Source organism: Acidovorax sp. GW823-FHT05D11, from assembly GCF_058795695.1.
In genome coordinates this window covers 1,406,836-1,428,462 of sequence record NZ_CM179502.1, presented here as the reverse complement: position 1 = coordinate 1,428,462, position 21,627 = coordinate 1,406,836, and the positions used below count along the sequence as shown (strand labels likewise).

20 protein-coding genes are annotated in these 21,627 nt (G+C 68.6%); 6 read left to right on the top strand and 14 right to left on the bottom strand.

Going from position 1 to position 21,627, the window contains the following annotated elements; translation table 11 throughout:
- The first annotated feature begins 7 nt into the window (after window positions 1–7).
- Window positions 8–973 (top strand): delta(1)-pyrroline-2-carboxylate reductase family protein, encoded by a 966-nt coding sequence (locus tag AC3RCE_RS06570; protein ID WP_492254762.1) that lies wholly within the window; start codon window positions 8–10, stop codon window positions 971–973.
- Window positions 970–2,661 (top strand): sensor domain-containing diguanylate cyclase, encoded by a 1,692-nt coding sequence (locus AC3RCE_RS06565; protein ID WP_492254761.1) that lies wholly within the window; start codon window positions 970–972, stop codon window positions 2,659–2,661. Before AC3RCE_RS06570 ends, AC3RCE_RS06565 begins: the two co-directional genes overlap by 4 nt.
- Before the next feature lie 62 nt (window positions 2,662–2,723).
- Here AC3RCE_RS06565 and AC3RCE_RS06560 read toward each other — a convergent pair whose 3' ends face one another.
- The 9 genes from AC3RCE_RS06560 to AC3RCE_RS06520 all read right to left on the bottom strand — a co-directional run bounded on the left by AC3RCE_RS06560 (window position 2,724) and on the right by AC3RCE_RS06520 (window position 11,755).
- A complete protein-coding gene (locus AC3RCE_RS06560; RefSeq protein WP_218293631.1) occupies window positions 2,724–3,083 on the bottom strand; it encodes a hypothetical protein in 360 nt (119 codons plus the stop codon).
- 145 nt (window positions 3,084–3,228) lie between these two features.
- Complete coding sequence (dcd, locus tag AC3RCE_RS06555; RefSeq protein ID WP_056167817.1) at window positions 3,229–3,801, bottom strand: dCTP deaminase; 573 nt, start codon at window positions 3,799–3,801, stop codon at window positions 3,229–3,231.
- An 80-nt stretch (window positions 3,802–3,881) separates the two neighbouring features.
- Complete coding sequence (guaD, locus tag AC3RCE_RS06550; protein ID WP_492254760.1) at window positions 3,882–5,180, bottom strand: guanine deaminase; 1,299 nt, start codon at window positions 5,178–5,180, stop codon at window positions 3,882–3,884.
- Between the two features lie 83 nt (window positions 5,181–5,263).
- Window positions 5,264–6,394: a BMP family ABC transporter substrate-binding protein gene (locus AC3RCE_RS06545; RefSeq protein WP_492254759.1), complete on the bottom strand. Its 1,131-nt coding sequence runs from the start codon at window positions 6,392–6,394 to the stop codon at window positions 5,264–5,266.
- A gap of 115 nt (window positions 6,395–6,509) precedes the next feature.
- On the bottom strand, window positions 6,510–8,084 hold the full coding sequence (locus AC3RCE_RS06540) for a methyl-accepting chemotaxis protein (protein WP_218293628.1): 1,575 nt from the start codon (window positions 8,082–8,084) through the stop codon (window positions 6,510–6,512).
- A 273-nt stretch (window positions 8,085–8,357) separates the two neighbouring features.
- On the bottom strand, window positions 8,358–9,410 hold the full coding sequence (locus AC3RCE_RS06535; RefSeq protein WP_218341452.1) for an adenosine deaminase: 1,053 nt from the start codon (window positions 9,408–9,410) through the stop codon (window positions 8,358–8,360).
- Window positions 9,410–10,387 carry an aromatic ring-hydroxylating dioxygenase subunit alpha gene (locus AC3RCE_RS06530; protein ID WP_492254758.1) on the bottom strand — a complete coding sequence of 326 codons (978 nt, stop codon included), beginning with the start codon at window positions 10,385–10,387 and terminating at the stop codon, window positions 9,410–9,412. Before AC3RCE_RS06530 ends, AC3RCE_RS06535 begins: the two co-directional genes overlap by 1 nt.
- A gap of 169 nt (window positions 10,388–10,556) precedes the next feature.
- Window positions 10,557–10,910: a cupin domain-containing protein gene (locus tag AC3RCE_RS06525; RefSeq protein ID WP_218341454.1), complete on the bottom strand. Its 354-nt coding sequence runs from the start codon at window positions 10,908–10,910 to the stop codon at window positions 10,557–10,559.
- A gap of 47 nt (window positions 10,911–10,957) precedes the next feature.
- On the bottom strand, window positions 10,958–11,755 hold the full coding sequence (locus AC3RCE_RS06520; protein WP_218341455.1) for an IclR family transcriptional regulator: 798 nt from the start codon (window positions 11,753–11,755) through the stop codon (window positions 10,958–10,960).
- Between the two features lie 208 nt (window positions 11,756–11,963).
- Between AC3RCE_RS06520 and AC3RCE_RS06515 the strand changes: the two genes are divergently transcribed.
- From AC3RCE_RS06515 to AC3RCE_RS06500, 4 genes are read left to right on the top strand one after another with little or no spacing between them, the layout of a single operon-like run.
- Entirely contained in the window at window positions 11,964–12,734 is a 771-nt protein-coding gene (locus AC3RCE_RS06515) for an ABC transporter substrate-binding protein (RefSeq protein WP_218341456.1), read from the top strand.
- A gap of 41 nt (window positions 12,735–12,775) precedes the next feature.
- Entirely contained in the window at window positions 12,776–13,441 is a 666-nt protein-coding gene (ehuD, locus tag AC3RCE_RS06510; RefSeq protein ID WP_218341457.1) for an ectoine/hydroxyectoine ABC transporter permease subunit EhuD, read from the top strand.
- Window positions 13,438–14,184: an amino acid ABC transporter ATP-binding protein gene (locus AC3RCE_RS06505; RefSeq protein WP_218341458.1), complete on the top strand. Its 747-nt coding sequence runs from the start codon at window positions 13,438–13,440 to the stop codon at window positions 14,182–14,184. The genes ehuD and AC3RCE_RS06505 overlap by 4 nt, the downstream gene beginning before the upstream one ends.
- Window positions 14,181–15,488 (top strand): NAD(P)/FAD-dependent oxidoreductase, encoded by a 1,308-nt coding sequence (locus AC3RCE_RS06500; RefSeq protein ID WP_218341459.1) that lies wholly within the window; start codon window positions 14,181–14,183, stop codon window positions 15,486–15,488. Before AC3RCE_RS06505 ends, AC3RCE_RS06500 begins: the two co-directional genes overlap by 4 nt.
- Window positions 15,489–15,576: 88 nt before the next feature.
- Here the strand turns inward: AC3RCE_RS06500 and AC3RCE_RS06495 are convergent, their stop codons facing one another.
- The 5 genes from AC3RCE_RS06495 to AC3RCE_RS06475 form a co-directional block, all read right to left on the bottom strand.
- A complete protein-coding gene (locus tag AC3RCE_RS06495; protein WP_218293625.1) occupies window positions 15,577–16,743 on the bottom strand; it encodes a BMP family ABC transporter substrate-binding protein in 1,167 nt (388 codons plus the stop codon).
- 114 nt (window positions 16,744–16,857) lie between these two features.
- Complete coding sequence (locus AC3RCE_RS06490; RefSeq protein WP_218293624.1) at window positions 16,858–17,778, bottom strand: ABC transporter permease; 921 nt, start codon at window positions 17,776–17,778, stop codon at window positions 16,858–16,860.
- The gene (locus AC3RCE_RS06485; protein ID WP_492254757.1) at window positions 17,778–18,851 is read right to left on the bottom strand and encodes an ABC transporter permease; all 1,074 of its coding nucleotides are present in this window, start codon (window positions 18,849–18,851) and stop codon (window positions 17,778–17,780) included. Before AC3RCE_RS06485 ends, AC3RCE_RS06490 begins: the two co-directional genes overlap by 1 nt.
- The gene (locus tag AC3RCE_RS06480) at window positions 18,844–20,445 is read right to left on the bottom strand and encodes an ABC transporter ATP-binding protein (RefSeq protein WP_369641747.1); all 1,602 of its coding nucleotides are present in this window, start codon (window positions 20,443–20,445) and stop codon (window positions 18,844–18,846) included. Before AC3RCE_RS06480 ends, AC3RCE_RS06485 begins: the two co-directional genes overlap by 8 nt.
- Before the next feature lie 80 nt (window positions 20,446–20,525).
- Window positions 20,526–21,458, bottom strand: a complete 933-nt coding sequence (locus tag AC3RCE_RS06475) for a LysR family transcriptional regulator (protein ID WP_218293621.1) — start codon at window positions 21,456–21,458, stop codon at window positions 20,526–20,528.
- Between the last annotated feature and the right edge of the window lie 169 nt (window positions 21,459–21,627).

The window sequence follows — 21,627 nt, the reverse complement described above, 5'->3', positions numbered from 1 at the left end:
TCTCGCGATGCCTTCCCACCTTCTTTCCGGATCCCCCCGCGCGCTGGACGCCGCGGCCACCGCGGCATGCCTTCCCTGGGATGCGCTCGCCGACGAGATCGCGGCCCTGCTGCGGGACGGTTCGGTGGCGGTTCCTGCGCGCACGGTGGTGGCGCTGGCCGGGGGCGCCAACCTGTTCGTCATGCCCGCGGCCGACAGCCGCGTGGCCATGGCCAAGCTCATCACACTGACACCAGGCAACGCGGGAACCCACCGCCCCGCGATCCAGGGGGATGTGGTGGTGTTTGATGTCGCGACCGGCGAGCGCCGCCTGGTCCTCGACGGCCCCACGATCACCGCGCGGCGCACCGCGGCGGTGTCGCTGCTGGCCGCACGGCACCTCGCGCGCGCGCCCGAGGGGCCACTGCTCATCGTGGGTGCCGGCGTGCAGGGCCTGGCCCACCTGGAGGCGTTTGTTCTGGGCATGGCGGTGCGCGAGGTGTGGGTGGCCTCGCGCAGCGCGGCCAGCGCCGAGGCGCTGGTCCGGCGCGCCCATGCGCTGGGCGCCCGGGCGCGCGTGGTGGCGAACGCGGACGACGCGGTGCCGCACTGCCCGCTGATCGCCACCTGCACGCCCGCGCACGCCGTCGTGCTGGCCGCGCCGCCACGACCCGATGCCTTCGTGGCGGCGGTGGGCGCCTACACCCCCGCGATGGCCGAGCTGGCGCCGGCCCTGTGCCGCCACGTGGCGCTGCGGGGACACATCGTGCTGGACAGCGACGATGCGCGCCACGAGGCCGGCGATCTGCTGCAGGCAGGAATGGATGTGAGCGTGCTGCCTACCTTGCGGGACGTGCTGCACGGCCGGCCCATCCCCCCGGAAGGCCCCGTGCTGTTCAAGAGCTGCGGCTGGGCAGGCTGGGACCTGGCGGCGGCACGCCTCGCGGTGCACCCGCCGGTGTCGACAGGGCACGCCCCGCGGGCCACGCCATGACCCCCCTCCGCTTCTCGGACCACAGCCTGCGCGCCCAGATCGCGCTGGTGTTCGGCGCGCTGGTGGTGGGCCTGGCGGTGCTGCTGTCCCTCGCCTTCGGAGAGCTGCTCAAGCGGCGCATCGAGCGCGATGCCGGCACCGCCCTGCAGGTGATCGCCGAGAACGCCGGCAAGCTGCTGGCCAACGGCTTGCTGGAACGCAGCCGGGAAGCCGAGGTGCTGGCCGCCGCCGAAGTGGTCTGGGTCAAGGGGCTGGACACCCCCGAAGGCCACCACATGCTGGCCCGCAGCCAGGCCACCCAGCCCCACAGCGTGTGGATCGGCGTGGCCGACGCCCAGGGGGTGGTGCGCACGGCCACGGGCGGCCTGCTCGTGGGCCAGAGCGTGGCGCAGCGGCCCTGGTTCCAGGAAGGTCTGCAGAAACTGCACGTGGGGGACGTGCACGCTGCCAAGCTGCTGGAAAAGCTGCTGCCCCCCAACCCCTCGGGCGAACCCTACCGGCTCGTCGACTTCGCGGCCCCCATCCGCATCGGCCCCACCACCGTGGGCGTGGTGGGCATCCATGGCAGCTGGGAATGGACCCGCGAGGTCATGGTCAGCCTCACGCCCGCGCACACCGAAGACAGCGCGGTGGAACTCTTTGTCTTTGACCGCGAGGGCCAGCTCATCTATGCCCCCGGCGGCCAGACCCAGGCCCTGCGGGAGGCCGGGCAGCACCTGCCGGCCGGGGCCGCGGCGCCCGGAGACCGGGCCGCCAGCCCGGCGGCCGTGGTGCCGTGGAGGGACGGCCGCAGCTACCTCACGGCGATGGTGCCGCTGCGGGCGCGCAGCAGCGCCAGCGACCTCGGATGGCGGGTCGTCGCCCGCGAGCCCGTGGAGCTGGCCTTCGCCGAGGCGAGCCGCACCGTGCGCATGGCCCTGGCCATCGGGCTGGCTGCCGCGCTTCTGGCCTCGGTGCTGGCCTGGCTGGCGGCACGCCGGCTGAGCGACGATCTGTACGCGCTGGCCGATGCCGCCAGCGCCGTGGAAGCCGAAAAGGCCGGGGCCCGCATTCCGCAGGCGCACAGCAGCCGCGAGGTGCGCCAGCTGTCAAGTGCCCTCGGGCGCATGACGCACCGGCTTCTGGCATCCCGCGAGGCCATGGAAGAGAAGGTGCGCGTGCGCACGCTGGAGCTGGAGGCGGCCAACCGCGCGCTGGACCTGCAGGCCCGCACCGATGCGCTGACCGGCCTGCTCAACCGCCGGGGCTTCGAAACGCAGATGGCGTTTGCGCTGGCGCTGGCCCGGCGCAGCGGCCGCCCCTTGAGCCTGATCACGATCGACGTGGACCATTTCAAGCGCGTGAACGACACCTACGGCCACGAGGCGGGCGACGAAGTCCTGCGCCGGCTGGCACGCACGCTGGAGGTGCGGCTGCGCAACTCGGACGTGGTGGCGCGGTTGGGCGGGGAAGAGTTCGTGGCGCTGCTGCCCGATACCGACCTGGCGAGCGCCCAGGCCATTGCCCAGTCCCTGGTCGCGGCCATGGCAGGGCAGCAGGACCCGGTGGTCGGGCTCATCACCGTGAGCGCCGGGGTGGCCAGCATGCGCAGCCTGCAGGACAACGGCACGGACCTCCTGCGCCGGGGCGACGCCGCGCTCTACGAAGCCAAGGGACAGGGACGCAACCGGGTCTGCGTGGAGGCCTGAGAAACGGAGGGTGAGTGGGTGGGTAGATGGAGGTGCCGCGCTGGCGCGTGGCCCGGTGCCACCTAGGCCCCGTCGATGTCCGCCACGACGGCGCAGCCTTGCGGGGCGGTCGCGTCGAAATAGGCCTGGAGCCGCTCGGCCAATGCATTCAGGCCGCCGTCGTTCGCGGCGCGCGCCATGGCAAGCTGTTCCAGCGCGTAGGGCCGGTGTCCCAGCATCATCGCGGTGTTCACGCAATGGCCCGCCGCCGCCATCTTGAGGACGAAGGCATTGAGCGATTCGCACGGCCAATAATGCGCCTGCGGCCCGCCGTGCGGCTGCGAGGGCGCGAAACCGAGGTCGCCCGCGCCACAGGCGGCGTGCAGGGAAAGGCCCGTACCCCGGGCCTTGGCGGGTGTGAACGGCGCAGCAAAGGTCAGCATGGGAGGACTCCTTCTTGCCCACCGCGACATCGGCGTGGCATGACACGATGCTAAGAACCTTACCTGCGCTTGCACTTCAGCCAACGGGCTGACGCGCTGTAGGACGCGGCCCCTGGCGGCCCGCCGGCCGCGCGGGCGGCCGATGTCAGGCCTTGGGCAGGGTCACGCCCACCTGGCCCTGGTACTTGCCCCCGCGGTCGCGGTAGCTCACCTCGCACACGTCGTCCTTGTCGCTCTCGAAGAACAGCACCTGCGCGCAGCCCTCGCCCGCGTAGATGCGCGCGGGCAGCGGCGTGGTGTTGGAGAACTCCAGCGTCACGTAGCCTTCCCACTCGGGCTCGAACGGGGTCACGTTGACGATGATGCCGCAGCGCGCATAGGTGCTCTTGCCCAGGCAGATGGTGAGCACGTTGCGCGGGATGCGGAAGTACTCCATCGTGCGGGCCAGCGCGAAGCTGTTGGGCGGGATGATGCAGCTGTCGCCATGGAAGTCCACGAAGCTCTTCTCGTCGAAGTTCTTCGGGTCCACCACGGTGCTGTGGATGTTGGTGAACACCTTGAATTCGGGCGCGCAGCGGATGTCGTAGCCATAGCTGCTGGTGCCGTAGCTGATGATCTTGCGGCCCTCGGCCTCGCGCACCTGGCCGGGCTCGAAAGGCTCGATCATGCCGTGCTCGGCCGCCATGCGGCGGATCCATTTGTCGCTCTTGATGCTCATAGCAGAACTCCCTGCGCTGTGGCCCGCACAGTGGTGGACTGCCGGGCGCTATTAAATACGTAGCTGGTAGCGCATGAATATCAAGCGCTAGAGCCGTATTTTGCTTGAGAAATCACTGTTTCCTGCACCACCCGGTCGTCGCCGAGCACGATCAGCGCAAACAAAAGCTCATCCAGGTTGCGCGCCTGGCGGGTCTTGCGCGCCAAAAGGGGGGTGGCCTCAGGGTTCAGCACCACAAAATCGGCCTCGCAGCCCGGCTGCAGATTGCCCACCACGCCCGCCAGGCCCAGCGCCTTCGCGGCCCCCGCCGTGTGCCGCCACCACAGCTGCCGGGGCGACAAACTCAGGCCCTGCTTGCTCTGCCCTTCACGGCCCACATAGTAGGCCGCCAGCATGGTGTGGAACGGGCTGAAGCTGGTGCCCCCGCCCACATCGCTGGCCAGGCCGTAGCCAAAGCCCACGCGGTCCGCGCCCGCGTAGTCGAAGAAGCCGCTGCCCAGAAAGAGGTTGCTGGTGGGGCTGACGGCCGCCACGGTGCCGGTGTCGCGCATCAGCGCCCGGTCGTCGTCGTCGAAGTGGATGCAATGGGCGTACACCGCGCGCTCGCGCATCAGGCCAAAGCCGTCATACACCGCCAGGTAGCTGCGCGCATCCGGAAACAGCTCGCGCGCCCAGCGGATCTCGTCGCGGTTCTCGGCCACGTGCGACTGGATCCATACATCCGGATAGCGCGCGGCCAGCTCGCCCGCGCCGCGCAGCTGTTCATGCGTGCTGGTGGGCGCAAACCGCGGCGTGATCGCGTAGCCCAGGCGGTCCACGCCGTGCCAGCGCTGGATCAGGGCCTCGGTGTCGAGCAGGCTCTGCTCTGTCTCGTCGCGCACGCCGTCGGGCGAGTGGCGGTCCTGCAGCACCTTGCCGGTGATCAGGCGCATCTGCCGGCGCTGCGCCTCCCCAAACAGCGCATCCACGGATGCGGGGTGCGAGGTGGCGAACGCCAGCGCCGTGGTCACGCCGTTGCGCAGCAGGTCGTCGACGAAGAAGCCCGCCACCTCGGCGCCGTAGGCCGGATCGACAAAACGAGACTCGTGCGGAAAGGTGTAGTTCTCCAGCCAGGGCAGCAGGCCCTCGGCGGGGGAACCAATCACATCGGTCTGCGGAAAGTGGATGTGCATGTCCACGAAGCCCGGCGCCAGAATGCGCCCCGGCAGGTGGACGACAGGCTCGCCGGCGTACCGGTGCGACAAGGCCTGCCACCCGCCCGCCGCCAGCACCCGCTGGCGGCCGCCGGCGTCGGGGCCCACGGCCAGCAGGCCGTCTTCATCGTAGAGGGCCGTGCCGTCATCGGCAAAGCGCAGGAGGGCGGATCGGTAGACAGGCATGGCGCAAGCTTAGCGGCAGGGACGGCGGCTTGCATATGGCGCGCCCCATAGTGGCTATAGCACGCGCCGGCGAGACGGCAGGATCACCGCGCCAGTTTGCCCTGCACCCCTTCCACCAGCCAGTTCATCTGCAGGATCTGCGCATCGGAGAGTGCCTGGCCCGCAGCGATCACTTCGTGCCCTTCGTTGTCCCGCACCGGGGCCTTGCCCGCGCGAAACGGCTGCAGCCTGCCCGCCCCAATGGCCTTCTGCGCGGCCAGCACCTCCTGCTGCACGGCCGCCGGCACCCGGGAGCCAAAGTCGCCCACGCGGATCATGCCCTCGCGCACCCCGCCCCAGAGGGCGGCGCTTTTCCAGGTGCCGTTCTGCACGGCGCGCACGCGTTCGGTGTAGTAGGGGCCCCACTGGTGGGTCACGGCCACGATCTGGGCATCGGGCCCGGTGCGGCGCATGTCCGAGTGGTAGGCCACGGCCATCTTGCCGCGCTCCTGCGCGGCGGCCATCACGGCCGTGGAGCCGGTGTGAAAGGCGATCACATCCACGTCCTGGTTGAAGAGCACCATGGCCGCATCGCGCTCCCTGGGCGGGTCGAACCACACGTTGATCCACACCACCTTCACGGTGGCCTGGGGGTTCACCGAACGCATGCCCAGCGTGAACGCGTTGATGCCCTGCAGCACCTCGGGGATCGGGAATCCCGCCACGTAGCCCGCCACGCCGGTCTTGCTCATGCGGCCCGCCGCGATGCCCGCCAGGTAGCGCCCTTCGTAGTAGCGCGCATTGGCCACGGCCACGTTGGCGGCCGTCTTGTAGCCGGTGATGGATTCGAACTTCACGTTCGGGTAGTCCTGCGCGACCTTGAGCGTGGGCTCCATGTAGCCGAAGCTGGGCGTGAAGATGATCTGGTGGCCCGTGGCGGCCAGGTCGCGGATCACGCGCTCGGCATCGGCCCCCTCGGCCACGTTCTCGACGAAGGTCGTCCTGACCTGGCTGCCCAGCGCGGCCTCCACCGCCTTGCGCCCTTCTTCGTGCTGGCGCGTCCAGCCCGCCTCGGTGATGGGCGAGACGTAGACGAAACCAGCCTTGACGGGTTCGGCGGGCGCCGCCCTGGGAGCGGCCGCGCCAGTCTGGGAAAAAACGGGGGAGATGAAAACGGCGCCCGCGAGCGCACTCACACAAGCCGCACGCAGTGCGGTGGCGAGGTTTTTGTACATGGTGTTCCTCTACATGGTCCCGATGACAGAAAAAGCAAAAGGCTGCCGGGACAGCAGCCTTTGCAAGGGCGGTATTGTAGCCAGCGGGGGGCGTCCGCACTGGCGCAGCGCTTCCTCAGCGCAGCCGCGGCGTGTTCGACGGCGCGCCGAGGCGGAACGCGCCCACCACGTCCGCCAGGCGTGCGGCCTGGTCCTTGAGGCTCTCGGCGGCGGCGGTGGACTCCTCCACCAGGGCGGCGTTCTGCTGCGTCATCTGGTCCAGCTGGTTCACCGCCACGTTCACCTGGCTGATGCCCTGGCTCTGCTCCGACGCGGCGGCGCTGATCTCGCCGATGATGTCGGTCACGCGGCGCACGGAGCTCACGATCTCGTCCATGGTGCTGCCCGCGTTCTGCACGAGCGCGGCGCCCGATTCCACCTTCTCGACCGACTGGCCGATCAGGGTCTTGATTTCCTTGGCCGCTTCGGCGCTGCGCTGCGCCAGGCTGCGCACTTCGCTGGCCACCACGGCAAAGCCGCGGCCCTGTTCGCCCGCACGGGCGGCTTCCACCGCCGCGTTCAGCGCCAGGATGTTGGTCTGGAAGGCGATGCCGTCGATCGTGCCGATGATGTCGCTGATCTTCTTGCTGCTGGCGTTGATCGCGTCCATGGTGCTCACCACCTGGGCCACGACCTCGCCGCCGCGCTGCGCCACCTGGGCGGCCGATGCGGCCATCTGGTTGGCCTGCACGGCGGAGTCGGCGCTCTGGCGCACGGTGCTGGTGAGCTCTTCCATGGAGCTCGCCGTTTCCTCGAGGTTGGCGGCCGTCTGCTCGGTGCGCGCGCTCAGGTCCTGGTTGCCGATGGCGATCTGCGTGCTGGCGGTGGAGATGCTGTCCACCACGCCGCGCACCTGCTGCAGCGAGCCGTGCAGCGCACTGCGCATGAGGTCCAGCGCCCGCAGCAGGCGGCCGGTTTCGTCGTTGGCGTAGCTGGCCTGCGGCGCACCGGTCAGGTCCATGTCGGCGATCGATTCGGCAATGGCCTCGGCGTGGCGCAAAGGACGCGTGATGCTGGTGGCCAGCAGCCAGGCCAGCAGCCCCCCGAGCACCAGCGAGATGGCCGTGCACAGCTGCAGCAGCAAGGTGGTCTGCGCGCGCAGCTCTTCGCTGCGCTTGCCGGCGGCGTCCAGCTGGGCGCGCTGGGCATCCACCATTTCCTGCACGCCGGCCAGGTAGCTGCGCGAGGTGGGCTCGAAGCGCTCGGTGAACACCTTGTTCGCGTTCTCGGCGTCACCCGCCTGCTTGAACTTGCTCACCTCTTCCCGCGCGGCCAGATAGCTCTTGCGCAGTTCGCCCACCTTGGTGAACAGCTGCTTTTCCTCGGGCGTGTCCATTTTCGACTCGATGAATTTCTGCAGTTCATTGGTGTCGCGGATGGAAGCCGCCGTGGCGGGCGCGAAGTACGGGATCAGACTGGCATCGCTGCTCTTGGCGATGGCCGCGGCACGCTGCACCCCGGACGTGGTGTGGCGCAGCCAGTCCGAGCCCGCCCGTTCGGTCTTGACGTTGTCGTTGACCATGGTGTCGATCTCGGCGCCAAGCTGGCCCAGCCGGACCACCGCCACGATGCTGCTCGCCAGGAACAGCGCGAGGATCACACCGAGCACCAGGGTAAGGCGCTTGCCGATGGACAACTGATTGAGAAACATGGAAAACACTCCGGTAGGAAACAGCGCAGACGCCTGCACAAATAATTAGGGCCCCGCAGGGCCGTTTCAGGGCACGCGGGCATCCGGTGGATACCAACAAATGCTTACAGAAAACCATGATTCTAGGGTTTACCCGGATTTCACCTGCAACGTGTGCGACGGTCCGGCGCACGCGGCACCCCCGCGCAGCGAAATCCCCTCAAAAACGGCGGCTCCCGCGAAGGGCCGGCATGGCCAGCCTCCACCTGCCGCTCGGGGAGCGTGCACCTGCGTTCAGTAGTCGTGCTCCACGCACCGCTCGAAGGCTTCCTTGAGCTTGTGTTCCCACACGCGCTTGTCGGCGTTGCCGGCAAAACTCGCTTCGAAGCTGTTGAACGCGAGCTGGTAGGCATGGCGGGCGGTCAGGCCCGCGGCCGCGAACACCTGCGTGAAGTTCTCATTGATGTAGCCGCCAAAGTAAGCCGGGTCGTCCGAATTGACCGTGGCCGCAAGGCCGGCGTCCAGCAGCTGGCCCAGGTTGTGGTCGGCGAGGTTGGGGAACACGCACAGCTTCTGGTTGGACAGCGGGCACACCGTGAGGGCGATGCGGTCCTGCGCCAGGCGCCGCATCAGCGCGGCATCGTGCACGGCCTGCACGCCGTGGTCGATGCGCTCGACCTTGAGCACATCCAGCGCGCTCCAGATGTAGGCGGGAGGCCCCTCCTCGCCCGCATGCGCCACCAGGTGCAGGCCCAGTTCACGGCAGCGTGCGAACACGCGCGCGAACTTCTCGGGCGGGTGGCCCACCTCGCTGGAATCCAGCCCCACGCCCACGATCTTGTCGATGAGCGGCATGGCCTGTTCCAGCGTTTCAAACGCGGACTCCTCGCTCAGGTGGCGCAGGAAACACAGGATCAGGGTCGCGCTGATGCCCAGTTCGGTGCGCGCGTCCTGGCAGGCGCGGTGCAGGCCGTTGATGACCGTCTCCATGGCCACGCCGCGCGCGGTGTGGGTCTGGGGATCGAAGAAGATCTCGGCGTGCAGCACGTTGTCGCGCGCCGCGCGCCCCAGGTAGGCGCGCGCCATGTCGTAGAAGTCCTGCTCGTGCAGCAGCACGCTGGCGCCCGCGTAGTAGATGTCCAGAAAGCTCTGCAGGTTGGTGAACGCGTAGGCGCTGCGCAGCGCGTCCACGCTGTCATAGGGCAATGCCAGCTCGTTGCGCTGCGCCAGCGCGAAGATGAGTTCGGGCTCCAGCGAACCCTCGATGTGGATGTGCAGCTCGGCCTTGGGCATGGCGCGCAGCAGTTCGGGCAGGCGTTCGGTGGAGATGGGAGGCACTTTAAACATCAGCAGACTCCAAAGGTGATGCCGCTGTGGCGCAGAAAGCGGCGGTAGAAGGATGATGCCTTGTCGGCGGCGGTATGCAACTCCGCCCGCAGGTCCAGCGGCAGGCACCGGGGCACCTGCGACTCCAGCACGGGCTGGTCCTGCATGAAGATGGTGTGCTGGAACGCCTGCAGCTTTTCCGCCGGCGACTCGAAATCCGCCACCGCCAGGCGGAACCAGACGCGGCTGCGCACGGGCGTCACGGGGCAGATGAACAGCGCGATCGCCTCGCGCCAATCCCGTACCGCGGTGGTGCCGGCCTCGGGCACCTTGGTCAGCACCGCGGCATAGGGGGCCGTGACTTCATAGGTGTACTCCACCTGGGCCGGGGCGGTCGAATGCAGGTTGGACTGGGGCTGCCAGGCCTTGCAGCCCGTGGCGCGCAGGCCCGTGGGCAGGGACTCCACGCGGTAGTCGTCGATGGCCGTGGCCTCGCGCGTGCCCAGCCAGCCTTCGTGCACGAAGCCGAAGTGCGACATGTCCAGGAAGTTCTCGATGATGCGCGGCGCGCTCGCCGCCACGTCATAGGGGCCGCAGTTGAGCTTGCGCAGGCGCGCATCGTCCTCGGCGGCAAAGGGGGGCGGCGCGGCATCGCCGGCCTCGAGCCGCACCCACACCAGGCCGTGGGCTTCGTGCACGGCATGGCGGTGGGCGCAGTGCGTGGCGGGCGGGGTGAAATGCGGCAGCGCGGGCACGTGCACACACTGGCCGTTCGCGGCGAACTGCCAGCCGTGGTAGGGACATTCAAGCCGGCCCTCGTGCACGCGGCCGAGCGACAGGCGCGCACCCCGGTGCGGGCACTGGTCCGCGAAGGCCTGCGCATGGCCCTCGCCATCGCGCCAGAGCACGATGTCGCGCTCCAGCAGGCGCGCGGCCAGCGGGGCCTGCACGACATCCTCCGAGGGCGCGACAGGATGCCAGAGAGTGGCTTCGATCATGGTGGGCAGGGAATCTCGTGGTGCGTATGGTGATGATCGCGCCCCGATCGCGCGGGGGCTGCGGGCGAGCATATCCGCAAGCGCCGTTCCACGCCTCCCCCGCCGCCCTGGAGGCCCGCTCCCCTTCGTTTCGGGGCGACGAAGGCGAGAGTGTGAGAGCGCCCCTTGGTCAGACCATCACATAGAGCTTGCGCACCGTCTCGCGGATCTCCCACACACCGCGCGTGTCGGGCGGGAAGAAAAGCGTGTCACCCGCACGAAACTCCAACGGTGCCGCGCCCTCCGCCTCAGGCGTGAAACGGCCCGCGCCCGCAAGGATGTGCATGACCTCGCCCGACGCCACTTGGCGCCGGAAGCGCCCCGGAGAGCACTCCCACAGCCCCGTGTCGCAGTCGGGCCGACCCGGCATGCGCACGTCCAGCCCCCGGATGGTGCAGGCCGGCGTGCTCAGGGGCACCGCAACGGGGCCCTGCTCCTGCAAATCCTGCGTGGTGGCGCTCTGCGCAATGGCCTGGATGCCCATGGGGCGACTCCTTGAAAGGGGAATGAATGGAGAAACGAAGAACGCCGTCAGCCCAGGGCGCGCACCGAGTTGCTCAGCGAGCGCGCGCAGGCCAGCAGCGACGGCCCCAGGCGGCTCTCGGCCTCCTCGGGCGTCCAGCGGCTCGTGGGAGCCACGATGTGCACGGCCGCCACGGGGCGGCCATGGCTGCCGATCACGGGGGCGCCCAGCGTCATGTCGCCCAGGAACAGCTCCTCGCGGTTGATGGCATAGCCGCGCTGGCGCGCCTGGTCCAGTTCGGCCAGCAGCGCGACCTCGTCCGTGATGGTGTGGCGGGTGTGGGCCGCGCGCTCGCTCGCGCGCAGCAGCGCCAGCGCCTCCTCGTTGGGCAGCGCGCTGAGCCAGGCACGCCCGGAGGCCGTGCAGTACATGGGGATGCGGCTGCCGATGGGCATGTGCACCGGCACGAACTGCGCGCTGATGAAGCGCGCCACGTACACCATCTCCAACCCGTCGGCTTCGGTAAGGCAAGTGGTCTCGGTCGTCACGTTGGTGAGTTCCGAGAGGTAGGGGTTGGCCAGGTCGATCAGCGGGTTGGCCGCGAGGTAGTTGTAGCCGATGCGCATCACGCGCGGCGTGAGCTGGTAGCGGCGCGTCTGCGGGTGCTTGCGCACGAAGCCCAGTTGCTCGAGCGTGAAGACCATGCGCTGCGCCGAGCTCTTGCTGATGCCCGCCGCCGCCGCCACGTCGGCCAGCGTCATGCTGCGCCGCTGCGCGCTGAAGGCGCAGAGCACGGCCAGCCCCTTCTCCAGCGACTGGTTGAACAGAGGGTTCGCGTCTTCGTCGGGCGGCTGCGGCGTATTCATGCAACGGAGTATAGCTCTCTCACCAGAAAATATCGCATATCGATTCATATAAATCTTTTAGTGGTTTGCACCTATTTATCTAAGATTTATTAAAATCGATAATTGGCACCGTTCTTGCAATGTTGCAGGCGTGGGGCGGATGCCGGTTCGGTGTCCGCGACTGCCCACGACGGTCCTCATCCCTCTCGTTCGCCACAGGAGTCACACCATGCACCGCTTCGTCCGCCACTTCCACCGCATTGCACTAGGCCTGTGCGCCGCAGGCGCCGTCACGCTGGCCGCCGCGCAGGGCAGCGCGCCCGCCACCTACAACGTGGGTGCCACGGCCACGGGCATTCCGTTCACCTTCCTCGACGTGAAGACCAACAGCATCCAGGGCATGATGGTGGACACCGTGCAGGCCGTGGCCAAGGCGGGCGGCTTCCAGGTCAACGTGCAGCAGACCGTGTTCTCGGCGCTGATCCCCTCGCTCACCGCCAACAAGATCGACATCGTCTCGGCGGCCATGCTCAAGACCCCCGCGCGCCAGCAGGTGGTGGATTTCAGCGACCCCGTCTACTCCTACGGCGAGGGCCTGATCGTGAAGGCCGACGACGCCAAGGCCTACGCCTCGCTCGACGACCTCAAGGGCGAGATCGTCGGCGCCCAGGTGGGCACGGTGTTCATCGACATGCTGCAGAAGAAGGGCATCTTCAAGGAGGTGCGCAGCTACGACTCGGTGGCCGACATGACGCGCGACCTCGCGCTCGGCCGCATCAAGGCGGGCCTGGGCGATCAGCCCATCATCGCCTACCAGATCCGCCAGAACACCTTCCAGGGCGTGAAGCTGGCCGAAGGCTACAAGTCCACCAATGTGGGTGATGTGTGCCTCGTGGTGCGCAAAGGCGACACGGCCACGCTCGAACGCCTGAACAAGGCCATCGCCGCGGTCAAGGCCGACGGCACTTTGGCCAACATCGTCAAGAAATGGGGCATCTGAGCCCCGCCCGCGCCGTCTTCGCCTGAATCCAGTAGTACGCCATGCAAGCCTTCCTGCAGCATGCGCGCGAGTTCCTGCCCATCCTGCTGCAGGGGGCGGTGGTCACGGTGCAGGTCACCGTGCTGTCGTTCCTGCTGTCCAGCGTGATCGGGCTGGTGCTCGCGCTCGGCAAGCTCTCGCCCGTGCGCGCCGTCTCGGTATGCGCCTCCACCGTGATCAACGTGATCCGCGGGCTGCCCATCATCGTGCAGCTCTTCTACATCTACTTCGTGCTGCCCGACATCGGCATCCAGCTCTCCGCCTTCCAGGCTGGCGTGATCGGCCTGGGCATCGCCTACTCGGCCTACCAGGCCGAGAACTTTCGCGCCGGCATCGAGGCCGTGGACCCCGGCCAGCGCGAGGCAGCGCTGGCCATGGGCATGCGGCCCGCGCTGCTGATGCGCCGAGTGGTCCTGCCCCAGGCCTTCCGCATCGCGCTGCCGCCCTATGGCAACACGCTGGTGATGATGCTCAAGGACTCGTCGCTGGTCTCCACCATCACCGTGGCCGAGATGACGCGCGCGGGCCAGCTCATCGCCTCGTCCACCTTCCAGAACATGACCGTGTACACGCTCGTCGCCCTGCTCTACCTGGCCATGAGTCTGCCGCTGGTCTGGGGCCTGCGGCGGCTGGAGCGCCGCTTCGGCGCGGGGAGGAAAGCGCCATGATCGAGATCGACCGCCTGGAGAAGGCCTACGGCGAGCACCGCGTGCTGCAGGGCGTGAGCCTGCGCGTGGAGCGCGGCGAAGTCGTGTGCCTGATCGGCCCCTCGGGCTCGGGCAAGTCCACGGTGCTGCGCTGCATCAACGGCCTGGAGTCGTACCAGGGCGGCGAGGTGCGCGCCTTCGGCGAGCGCGTGGACAACCGCGCGGCCTCCATTCATGCGCTGCGCAGCCGCATGGGCATGGTGTTCCAGCGCTTCAACCTGTTCCCGCACCGCACGGTGATCGAGAACGTGATGGAAGGCCCCGTGCACGTGAAGGGCGAATCGCCCGCGAAAGCCCGAGCCGAAGCGCTGGAGCTGCTGCGCAAGGTAGGCCTGGCCGACAAGGCCCAGGCCTGGCCCGCGCAGCTCTCGGGCGGCCAGCAGCAGCGCGTGGCCATTGCGCGCGCGCTGGCCATGAAGCCCGAGGCCATGCTGTTCGACGAACCCACCTCGGCGCTCGACCCCGAGCTCGTGGGCGACGTGCTGGGCGTGATGCGCCAGCTCGCCGACGAGGGCATGACGATGATCGTGGTGACGCACGAGATGGGCTTCGCGCGCGAGGTGGCCGACCGCGTGTGCTTCCTGCACAGCGGCAGCATCGTCGAGGAAGGTCCTGCCGCGCAGGTGCTCGGCGCGCCGCGCCATGCGCGCACGCAGGACTTCCTGCGCCGCGTGCTGCGCGCGCCGGATGGAGGCGCGGCATGAGCGCCCGCGCCATCGCATCGCACCCCGACGCCCCCTCGCTGTGGGCCGCCACGGCGCCCGCGGCCCCCGCCACGCCCGCGCTCGACGCCTCGCTCTCCACCGACGTGCTCGTGGTCGGTGCGGGCTACACGGGCTTGTCCGCCGCGCTGCACCTGGCCGAGCGCGGCGCGCGCGTGTGCGTGCTCGACGCGCACGAGCCCGGCTGGGGCGCCTCGGGCCGCAACGGCGGGCAGGTCAACCCCACGCTCAAGCACGACCCTGACGACCTCGTGCGCCTGTACGGCGCCGAGCGCGCCGAGCCGCTGATCGATGCCGTTTCTTGCTCGGCCGACCTCGTGTACGACCTCATCGCGCGCCATGCCATCGACTGCGCCCCGGTGCGCGCGGGCTGGCTGCAGGTGGGCTACACCCAGCAGGCCGTGGATGGCATGCACGCGCGCGCCCGGCAGTGGGAGCGGCGCGGCGTGCGCGTGGACATGCTCGACCGCGCCGCCACGGCCGCGCGCATCGGCACGCCGGCCTTCGCGGGCGGCTGGCTCGACGGGCGCGCGGGTGGCATCCAGCCGCTGGCCTACGTGCGCGGCCTCGTGCGCGCGGCCCAGGACCTGGGCGTGAAGGTGCACGGCGGCTCGCCCGTGGTGGCGCTGGAGCGCCAGGGCGCGCACTGGATCGCCACCACGGCCACACCAACCGGGAGCCACCGCGTGCAGGCGCAGCAGGTGGTGCTGGGCACCAACGGCTATACCGACGGCCTGTGGCCAGGGCTGGCGCGCACGGTGCTCGCGGCCAACAGCTTCATCGTGGCCACGCGGCCGCTGGGCCCGGCGGGCGCCAGCATCCTGCCCGGCGGCGAGACGGGATCGACCTCGCAGCGGCTGCTGCTGTACTTCCGCAAGGACGCGCAGGGCCGACTGCTGATGGGCGGGCGTGGCCATTTCGCCGACCCGCAGGGGTCGCAGGACTTCGCACACCTCGAGCGCGCGCTGGCGCTGATGTTTCCGCAACTCGGTCCCGTGCAGTACGAGTACCGCTGGGCCGGGCGCATCGCCGTCACGCGCGACTTCATGCCGCACCTGCACCAGCCCGCGCCGGGCATCACCATGGCGCTGGGCTACAACGGGCGCGGCATCGCCATGGCCACCAGCCTGGGCCAGCACGTGGCGGCCCTGGTGGCGGGCGGCGGCGCGGCGGCCTGCCCATTCCCGGTCACGCCCCTTCAGCCCCTTCCGCTGCACGGGTTGCAGCGCTTCTACATCGCGGCCGGCGTGGCCTGGTACAGCCTGCTGGACCGCGTGGGGAGGTAAACGGCCCGCCCAGCAAAAAGGCCGCCCGGGGGCGGCCTTTTTCAGGGGAGCGCTCCCGGCGCCAGCGCCGGGAAGCCCGTGCGGCTTCTTACTTCTTGTCGCCGCCGGGGATCTTGCCTTCCACGCCCTTGACATAGAAGTTGACACCGCCGAGGAACTTGTCGTCGGCCACCGCATCCTTGGCGAGCACTTCCTTGCCGTCCTGGCCCACGATCGGGCCCTTCCAGATCTGGAACGAACCATCGGCCAGGCCCTTCTTCACGGCTTCGACCTTGGCCTTGGTGTCGGCAGGCACGTCTTCGGCGATGGAGACGATGTCGATCGCGCCTTCCTTCACGCCCCACCAGCTCTGGCCCGTGGCCCACTGGCCTTCCAGCGCGTCCTTGGTGGCCTTGATGTAGTACGGGCCCCAGTTGATCACGGCCGATGCCAGGTGGGCCTTGGGGCCGTAGGCGGTCATGTCGGAATCCCAGCCGAAGGCGCGCTTGCCCTTTTCTTGCGCCGTCTTGAGCACGGCGGGCGAATCGGTGTTCTGGAACAGCACGTCGGCGCCGCCGTTGATGAGCGACGTGGCGGCTTCGGTTTCCTTGGGCGGGCTGAACCATTCATTCACCCAGACCACCTTGGTCTTGATCTTGGGGTTGACCGACTGCGCACCCAGCGTGAAACTGTTGATGTTGCGGATCACTTCAGGAATCGGCACCGAGCCCACCACGCCCAGCGTGTTGGTCTTGGTCATGGCGCCGGCGATCACGCCCGCCATGTACGCGCCTTCGTAGGTGCGGCTGTCGTAGGTGCGCATGTTCTCGGCCGTCTTGTAGCCGGTGGCATGCTCGAACTTGATGCCCTTGTTGTCCTCGGCCACCTTGAGCATCGACTCCATGTAGCCGAAGGTGGTGCCAAAGATCAGCTTGTTGCCCTGGCCGGCCAGGTCGCGCAGCACGCGTTCGGCGTCGGCCGACTCGGGCACGCTTTCCACGAAGCTCGTGACCACCTTGTCGCCGAATTCCTTCTCGATGGCCTTGCGGCCGTTGTCGTGCGCGAACGACCAGCCGCCGTCACCCACCGGGCCGACATAGGCGAACGCGATCTTCAGAGGCTCGGGCTTGGGTGCCGGCGCTTCTGCCGCAGGGGCCGGTGCGGGCGCGGGGGCCGGTGCCGGTTCTTCCTTCTTGCCACAGCCCACGAGCGCGGCGGCGGCAACGGCGGAGAGCGCTGCCACCTTGAGCATGGAGCGTTTCTGCAGATCAGTCATGTCGGTTTCCTTGTTGAATGAAGAGTGAGACTTGCAAAGGTTTGGGACGAAAGCAGCAATTATGGGGCGATCTACCGTGGGGTAACCAGTTTTTGACGCACCGGCCCGCCCATTTCAGGAGCCCGGATAGAACGGCTTGCCCAGCGACGCCGGCATGTTGATGCGGATCCACGCCGGATTGCGCGAAATCAGCGCCAGCACGACGATGGTGGCCACATACGGCAGCATGCTCAGCAACTGGCTGGCCACCTGCACCCCCGTGGCCTGCAGGTGGAACTGCAACATGGTCACGCCGCCGAACAAATAGGCACCAAGCAACACCCGTGCCGGGCGCCATGTCGCGAACGTGGTGAGGGCCAGGGCGATCCAGCCCCGGCCGGCGACCATGCCCTCCACCCACAGGGGTGTATACACCGTCGAGATGTAAGCGCCCGCCAGCCCGCACAGCGCCCCGCCCGCCACCACCGCCGCGAGGCGAATGCGCCGCACCGGATAGCCCAGCGCGTGGGCCGACTCGGGCGACTCGCCGACCGAGCGCAGCACGAGCCCGGCGCGCGAGCGGTACAGGAACCAGATCAGCCCCGCGACCAGCAGCATGGTGAGGTACACCAGCGGATGCTGCTGGAACAGCGCGGGCCCGAGCAGCGGCACGTCGCCCAGCACCGGAACCGCGTACTTGGGCAGCTCGGGCAGCTTGGCCTGCACGTAGCTGATGCCGGCGAACGCCGAGAACCCCACGCCGAACAGGCTGAGCGCCAGCCCGGTGGCGTACTGGTTGGTGTTGAGCCAGATCACCAGCACGCCGAAGATGGCGGCCAGCACGGCGCCGGCGGCCATGCCCGCCGCAAACCCGAGCCAGGTGTTGCCCGTGTGCACCACGGTGGCGAAGCCCGCGATGGCGGCGCACAGCATCATGCCTTCCGCCCCAAGATTGACGATGCCGGCCTTTTCGTTGATGAGCAGGCCCAGGGCCGCAATGGCCAGAACGGTGCCCGCGCTGAGCGTGGCGCCGATGAGCAGTGCATAGGACTCCATCAGACACCTCCTTTCCTGGTGCCGACCCAGCGCACGCGGTAGGCAATCAACGTGTCGCACGCCAGCAGCGTGAACAGCAGCAGGCCCTGGAACACGCCCGTGAGCGATTTGGGCAGCCCCATGCGCGACTGCGCCAGCTCGCCACCGATATAGAACATGCTCATGAGGATGGCCGAGAGGATCATGCCCACGGGGTGCAGGCGCCCCACGAAGGCGACGATGATGGCCGCGAAGCCGTAGCCCGCCGGCACGTAGGGCGTGAGCTGGCCAATCGGCCCCGCCACTTCCAGCGCTCCCGCCAGGCCTGCCGCGCCGCCCGAGATCAGCAACGCCGTCCACAGCGCCTTGCGCGAGGAGAACCCGGCGTACCGCGCCGCCGCCGGGGCCAGTCCGCCGACCTGCTGCGCGAAACCGGCCCGCGTGCGGAACAGGAACACCCACAGCGCCGCCGCCCCGGCCAGCGCCAGCAAGAGGCCGATGGACACCCGCGAACCCTGCATCAGGCGCGGGATCTGCGTCACTTTATCGAAGGTCTTGGTCTGCGGAAAGTTGTAGCCCATGGGGTCCTTCCACGGGCCGTAGACCAGATAGCCCAGCACCAGCGTGGCCACATAGACCAGCATCAGGCTGACCAGGATTTCATTGGCGTTGAACTTGTCTCGCAGCAGCGCCGTGAGCCCCGCCCAGGCCATGCCACCCAGCACCCCGGCGAGCAGGATGGCGGGCACGATCCACGGGCCGGTGGTCTTGTCGGCCAGCAGCGCCACGCCGCCCGCCACCACGGCGCCGATGACGAACTGGCCTTCGGCGCCGATGTTCCACACGTTGGAGCGGAAACACACGGCCAGGCCGAGCGCGATGAGCAGCAGCGGCGTGGCCTTGACCATGAGTTCGCCGATGGCGTACTGCGACTTGACGGGTTCCCAGAAGAACACCTGCAGCCCGCGCACGGGGTCCTTGCCCAGCGCCACGAACAGCGCGACGCCGATCAGCACCGTGATGGCCAGCGCCAGCAGCGGCGAGCCATAGGTCCAGAGCTTCGACGCCTGGGGACGCGGTTCCAGCTTAAGCATGCTGCACCTCCCCGGCCCGCGCCTGCTGCTGGTGCTGCTGCGCCAGGTGCGCCTGCACGTCGGCATGCCACAGGCCGCTCATCCATTCGCCGATGAGGCCCACCGTGGCCTCGGCACGCGGCACCGAAGGCGACAGGTGCCCCTTGGCCACCACGTGCAGCCGGTCGCAGATTTCAAACAATTCGTCCAGCTCCTCGCTCACCACCAGCACGGCGCAGCCCGCATCGCGCAGCGCCAGGATGGAGCCCCGGATCTGCGCGGCCGCGCCCACGTCCACGCCCCAGGTGGGCTGCGAGACGATGAGCAGCTTGGGGTTGGCGTCAATCTCGCGCCCCACGATGAACTTCTGCAGGTTGCCCCCCGACAGCGACCTGGCCGCTGCGTTGGGTCCACCCGCCTTCACATTGAAGCGCCGGATGATGTCCTCGGCATGTTTTTGCAGCGCGCCCACCTTGATCCAGCCACTGCCGCCGACCGAATTGGTGCGGGTGAGCAGCAGGTTGTGCGCCAGCCCCATGGTGGGCACGGCGCCCCGGCCCAGGCGCTCCTCGGGCACGAAGTGCAAGCCCAGCGCGCGGCGCTGGCCGGGGCCCATGCGACCCGCGTTCTGGCCGGAGACCTGGATGCAGGCCGCGTCAGCCCGCTGGTCTTCGCCCGACAGCGCGTAGAGCAGTTCCTTTTGCCCGTTGCCCGACACACCGGCAATGCCCACCACCTCGCCCGCCTTCACCTCGAACTGCAGGTCGATCAAATCCACCCCGAACTGGTCGGCACGCGGCAGCGACAGGCCCTGCACACGCAGCACCGTGGCGCCGGTCTGCAGCGCGCGGTGTTCCAGCGCGGGCGGCTCGGCGCCGATCATGAGGCGCGACAGGGACGCGTTCGATTCTTCCGCCGGATTGCACACGCCCGTGACCTTGCCGCCGCGCAGCACGGTGCACGCGGTGCACAGCGCGCGGATCTCGTGCAGCTTGTGGCTGATGTAGAGGATGCTGCAGCCCTCGCTGGCCAGCTTGCGCAGCACCACAAAAAGCTTTTCGACCGCCTGGGGCGTGAGCACCGAGGTGGGCTCGTCCAGGATCAGCACCTTGGGGTTGGTGAGCAGCGCGCGGATGATTTCCACGCGCTGCATCTCGCCCACGCTGAGCGTGTGCACGGGGCGCAGCGGGTCGATGTCCAGGCCATATTCGGCCGCCTTGGCGGTGATGCGCTGCGTCACCTCGGCCAGCTGCAGGCTCTTGTCCAGGCCCAGCCACACGTTCTCGGCCACCGTGAGGGTGTCGAACAGGCTGAAGTGCTGGAACACCATGGCGATGCCCAGCGCCCGCGCCTCTTGCGGGTTGCGCACCTGCACGGCCTGGCCGTTGAAGAACACGCTGCCTTCGTCGGGCTTGACCGATCCGTAGATGATCTTCATCAGCGTGGACTTGCCCGCGCCGTTTTCGCCCAGCACCGCATGGATCTCGCCGGGCAGCACCGTGAGCGACACGCCGCTGTTGGCCACCACGGCCGGATAGCGCTTGGTGATGCCCATGAGCTGCAGCCGGGGCGGCGGCGGCGCGCCCGGGGCGGGAGGAGTAGGAGGTGAACTCATGCGGTGGATTGTCTCTCAGTTTTACAACTTGTTATAAGAATGGAAACACCTTCTTGCGCTTGTTCAGCATGCCCAAGCAGCTATTCTTTTCGTAGCGAAGAGGCCACGGTTTTCACACATTCGCGCAACCACGCGGCAGCGGCGGAGTGGTGCGTGCGCGCATGCCACAGCTGGTAGTACATGAGGCGCGGAAAAGGCACCGGGCACGGCAGGATGGCCAGCGGCAGCTGCTCCACATAACGCTCGCAATACTGGCGGCCCGTGGTCAGCACCAGCAGGCTCGAGGCCACGATGCTGGGGATGAGGCTGAAATGCGCGCAGCGCGCCGTGATGTGGCGCTGCATGCCCAGGTTGTCCAGGTGGGCGTCGATCACGCCGCGCGCGCCGGGGTGGGTGGGCGTGGGCGCGATGTGTTCGGCCGCCAACCAGCTTTCCACGTCCCAGCCGCGCCGCACGGCGGGGTGGTCCTTGCCCACCAGGCAGACGACCTCGTCGCCGAACAGGCGGCCCATGTGCAGGTCGTCCGGCGGCTGCGGCCAGTTGCCGATCACCACGTCCACCTCGCCCTGCGCCAGGTGCGCATGGTAGTGCGCGTCGGCCGAGAGGGGCAGGATCTCGATGGGACACAGCGGGGCCTCCACCTTGATGCGGGACACCAGCTGGGGCAGGAAGAGCGGATCGAGGTAGTCGCTGGCGGCCACGCGGAAGGTGCGGGTGGCGGTGCGCGGATCAAACCCGCGCGCATCCGAGAACAGCGCCTCGGCCGAGCGCAGGATGGCGCCCGCGGGCTCCACCATGCGCAGCGCGGCGTCGGTGGGCATCATGCTGGCGCCCGAGCGCACCAGCAGCGGGTCGCCCGCCAGGTCGCGCAGGCGCTTGAGCGCGGCCGACACCGCCGGCTGGTGCATGCCCAGGCGGACGGCGGCCCTCGATACGCTGCGTTCTGTGAGCACGGTGTGCAAGACCCTTATGAGATGGAGGTCTATCTTGTCGAAAAGGGCGTGGTCTCTCATAGCAGTGCGTGCATTGATGTCATAAGCTTGTACTTATGCTGGCGGCCATTGGGCGCCCTACCCTCTGATGAACACGACTTGCGCAAAACAGGGCTCAGGCAAACCGCATCGCTCCAAGGCAATGCGGACGTCGCATCCCGATGTGCGCAGGTCCTCATGAATTGACAGC

What these genes read in the sequence shown, in the direction of transcription:
- AC3RCE_RS06570 (WP_492254762.1), top strand. Translation starts at nt 8, where the DNA reads ATGCCTTCCCACCTTCTTTCCGGATCCCCCCGCGCGCTGGACGCCGCG.
- AC3RCE_RS06565 (WP_492254761.1), top strand. Translation starts at nt 970, where the DNA reads ATGACCCCCCTCCGCTTCTCGGACCACAGCCTGCGCGCCCAGATCGCG.
- AC3RCE_RS06560 (WP_218293631.1), bottom strand. Translation starts at nt 3,083, where the DNA reads ATGCTGACCTTTGCTGCGCCGTTCACACCCGCCAAGGCCCGGGGTACG.
- dcd (WP_056167817.1), bottom strand. Translation starts at nt 3,801, where the DNA reads ATGAGCATCAAGAGCGACAAATGGATCCGCCGCATGGCGGCCGAGCAC.
- guaD (WP_492254760.1), bottom strand. Translation starts at nt 5,180, where the DNA reads ATGCCTGTCTACCGATCCGCCCTCCTGCGCTTTGCCGATGACGGCACG.
- AC3RCE_RS06545 (WP_492254759.1), bottom strand. Translation starts at nt 6,394, where the DNA reads ATGTACAAAAACCTCGCCACCGCACTGCGTGCGGCTTGTGTGAGTGCG.
- AC3RCE_RS06540 (WP_218293628.1), bottom strand. Translation starts at nt 8,084, where the DNA reads ATGTTTCTCAATCAGTTGTCCATCGGCAAGCGCCTTACCCTGGTGCTC.
- AC3RCE_RS06535 (WP_218341452.1), bottom strand. Translation starts at nt 9,410, where the DNA reads ATGTTTAAAGTGCCTCCCATCTCCACCGAACGCCTGCCCGAACTGCTG.
- AC3RCE_RS06530 (WP_492254758.1), bottom strand. Translation starts at nt 10,387, where the DNA reads ATGATCGAAGCCACTCTCTGGCATCCTGTCGCGCCCTCGGAGGATGTC.
- AC3RCE_RS06525 (WP_218341454.1), bottom strand. Translation starts at nt 10,910, where the DNA reads ATGGGCATCCAGGCCATTGCGCAGAGCGCCACCACGCAGGATTTGCAG.
- AC3RCE_RS06520 (WP_218341455.1), bottom strand. Translation starts at nt 11,755, where the DNA reads ATGAATACGCCGCAGCCGCCCGACGAAGACGCGAACCCTCTGTTCAAC.
- AC3RCE_RS06515 (WP_218341456.1), top strand. Translation starts at nt 11,964, where the DNA reads ATGCACCGCTTCGTCCGCCACTTCCACCGCATTGCACTAGGCCTGTGC.
- ehuD (WP_218341457.1), top strand. Translation starts at nt 12,776, where the DNA reads ATGCAAGCCTTCCTGCAGCATGCGCGCGAGTTCCTGCCCATCCTGCTG.
- AC3RCE_RS06505 (WP_218341458.1), top strand. Translation starts at nt 13,438, where the DNA reads ATGATCGAGATCGACCGCCTGGAGAAGGCCTACGGCGAGCACCGCGTG.
- AC3RCE_RS06500 (WP_218341459.1), top strand. Translation starts at nt 14,181, where the DNA reads ATGAGCGCCCGCGCCATCGCATCGCACCCCGACGCCCCCTCGCTGTGG.
- AC3RCE_RS06495 (WP_218293625.1), bottom strand. Translation starts at nt 16,743, where the DNA reads ATGACTGATCTGCAGAAACGCTCCATGCTCAAGGTGGCAGCGCTCTCC.
- AC3RCE_RS06490 (WP_218293624.1), bottom strand. Translation starts at nt 17,778, where the DNA reads ATGGAGTCCTATGCACTGCTCATCGGCGCCACGCTCAGCGCGGGCACC.
- AC3RCE_RS06485 (WP_492254757.1), bottom strand. Translation starts at nt 18,851, where the DNA reads ATGCTTAAGCTGGAACCGCGTCCCCAGGCGTCGAAGCTCTGGACCTAT.
- AC3RCE_RS06480 (WP_369641747.1), bottom strand. Translation starts at nt 20,445, where the DNA reads ATGAGTTCACCTCCTACTCCTCCCGCCCCGGGCGCGCCGCCGCCGCCC.
- AC3RCE_RS06475 (WP_218293621.1), bottom strand. Translation starts at nt 21,458, where the DNA reads ATGAGAGACCACGCCCTTTTCGACAAGATAGACCTCCATCTCATAAGG.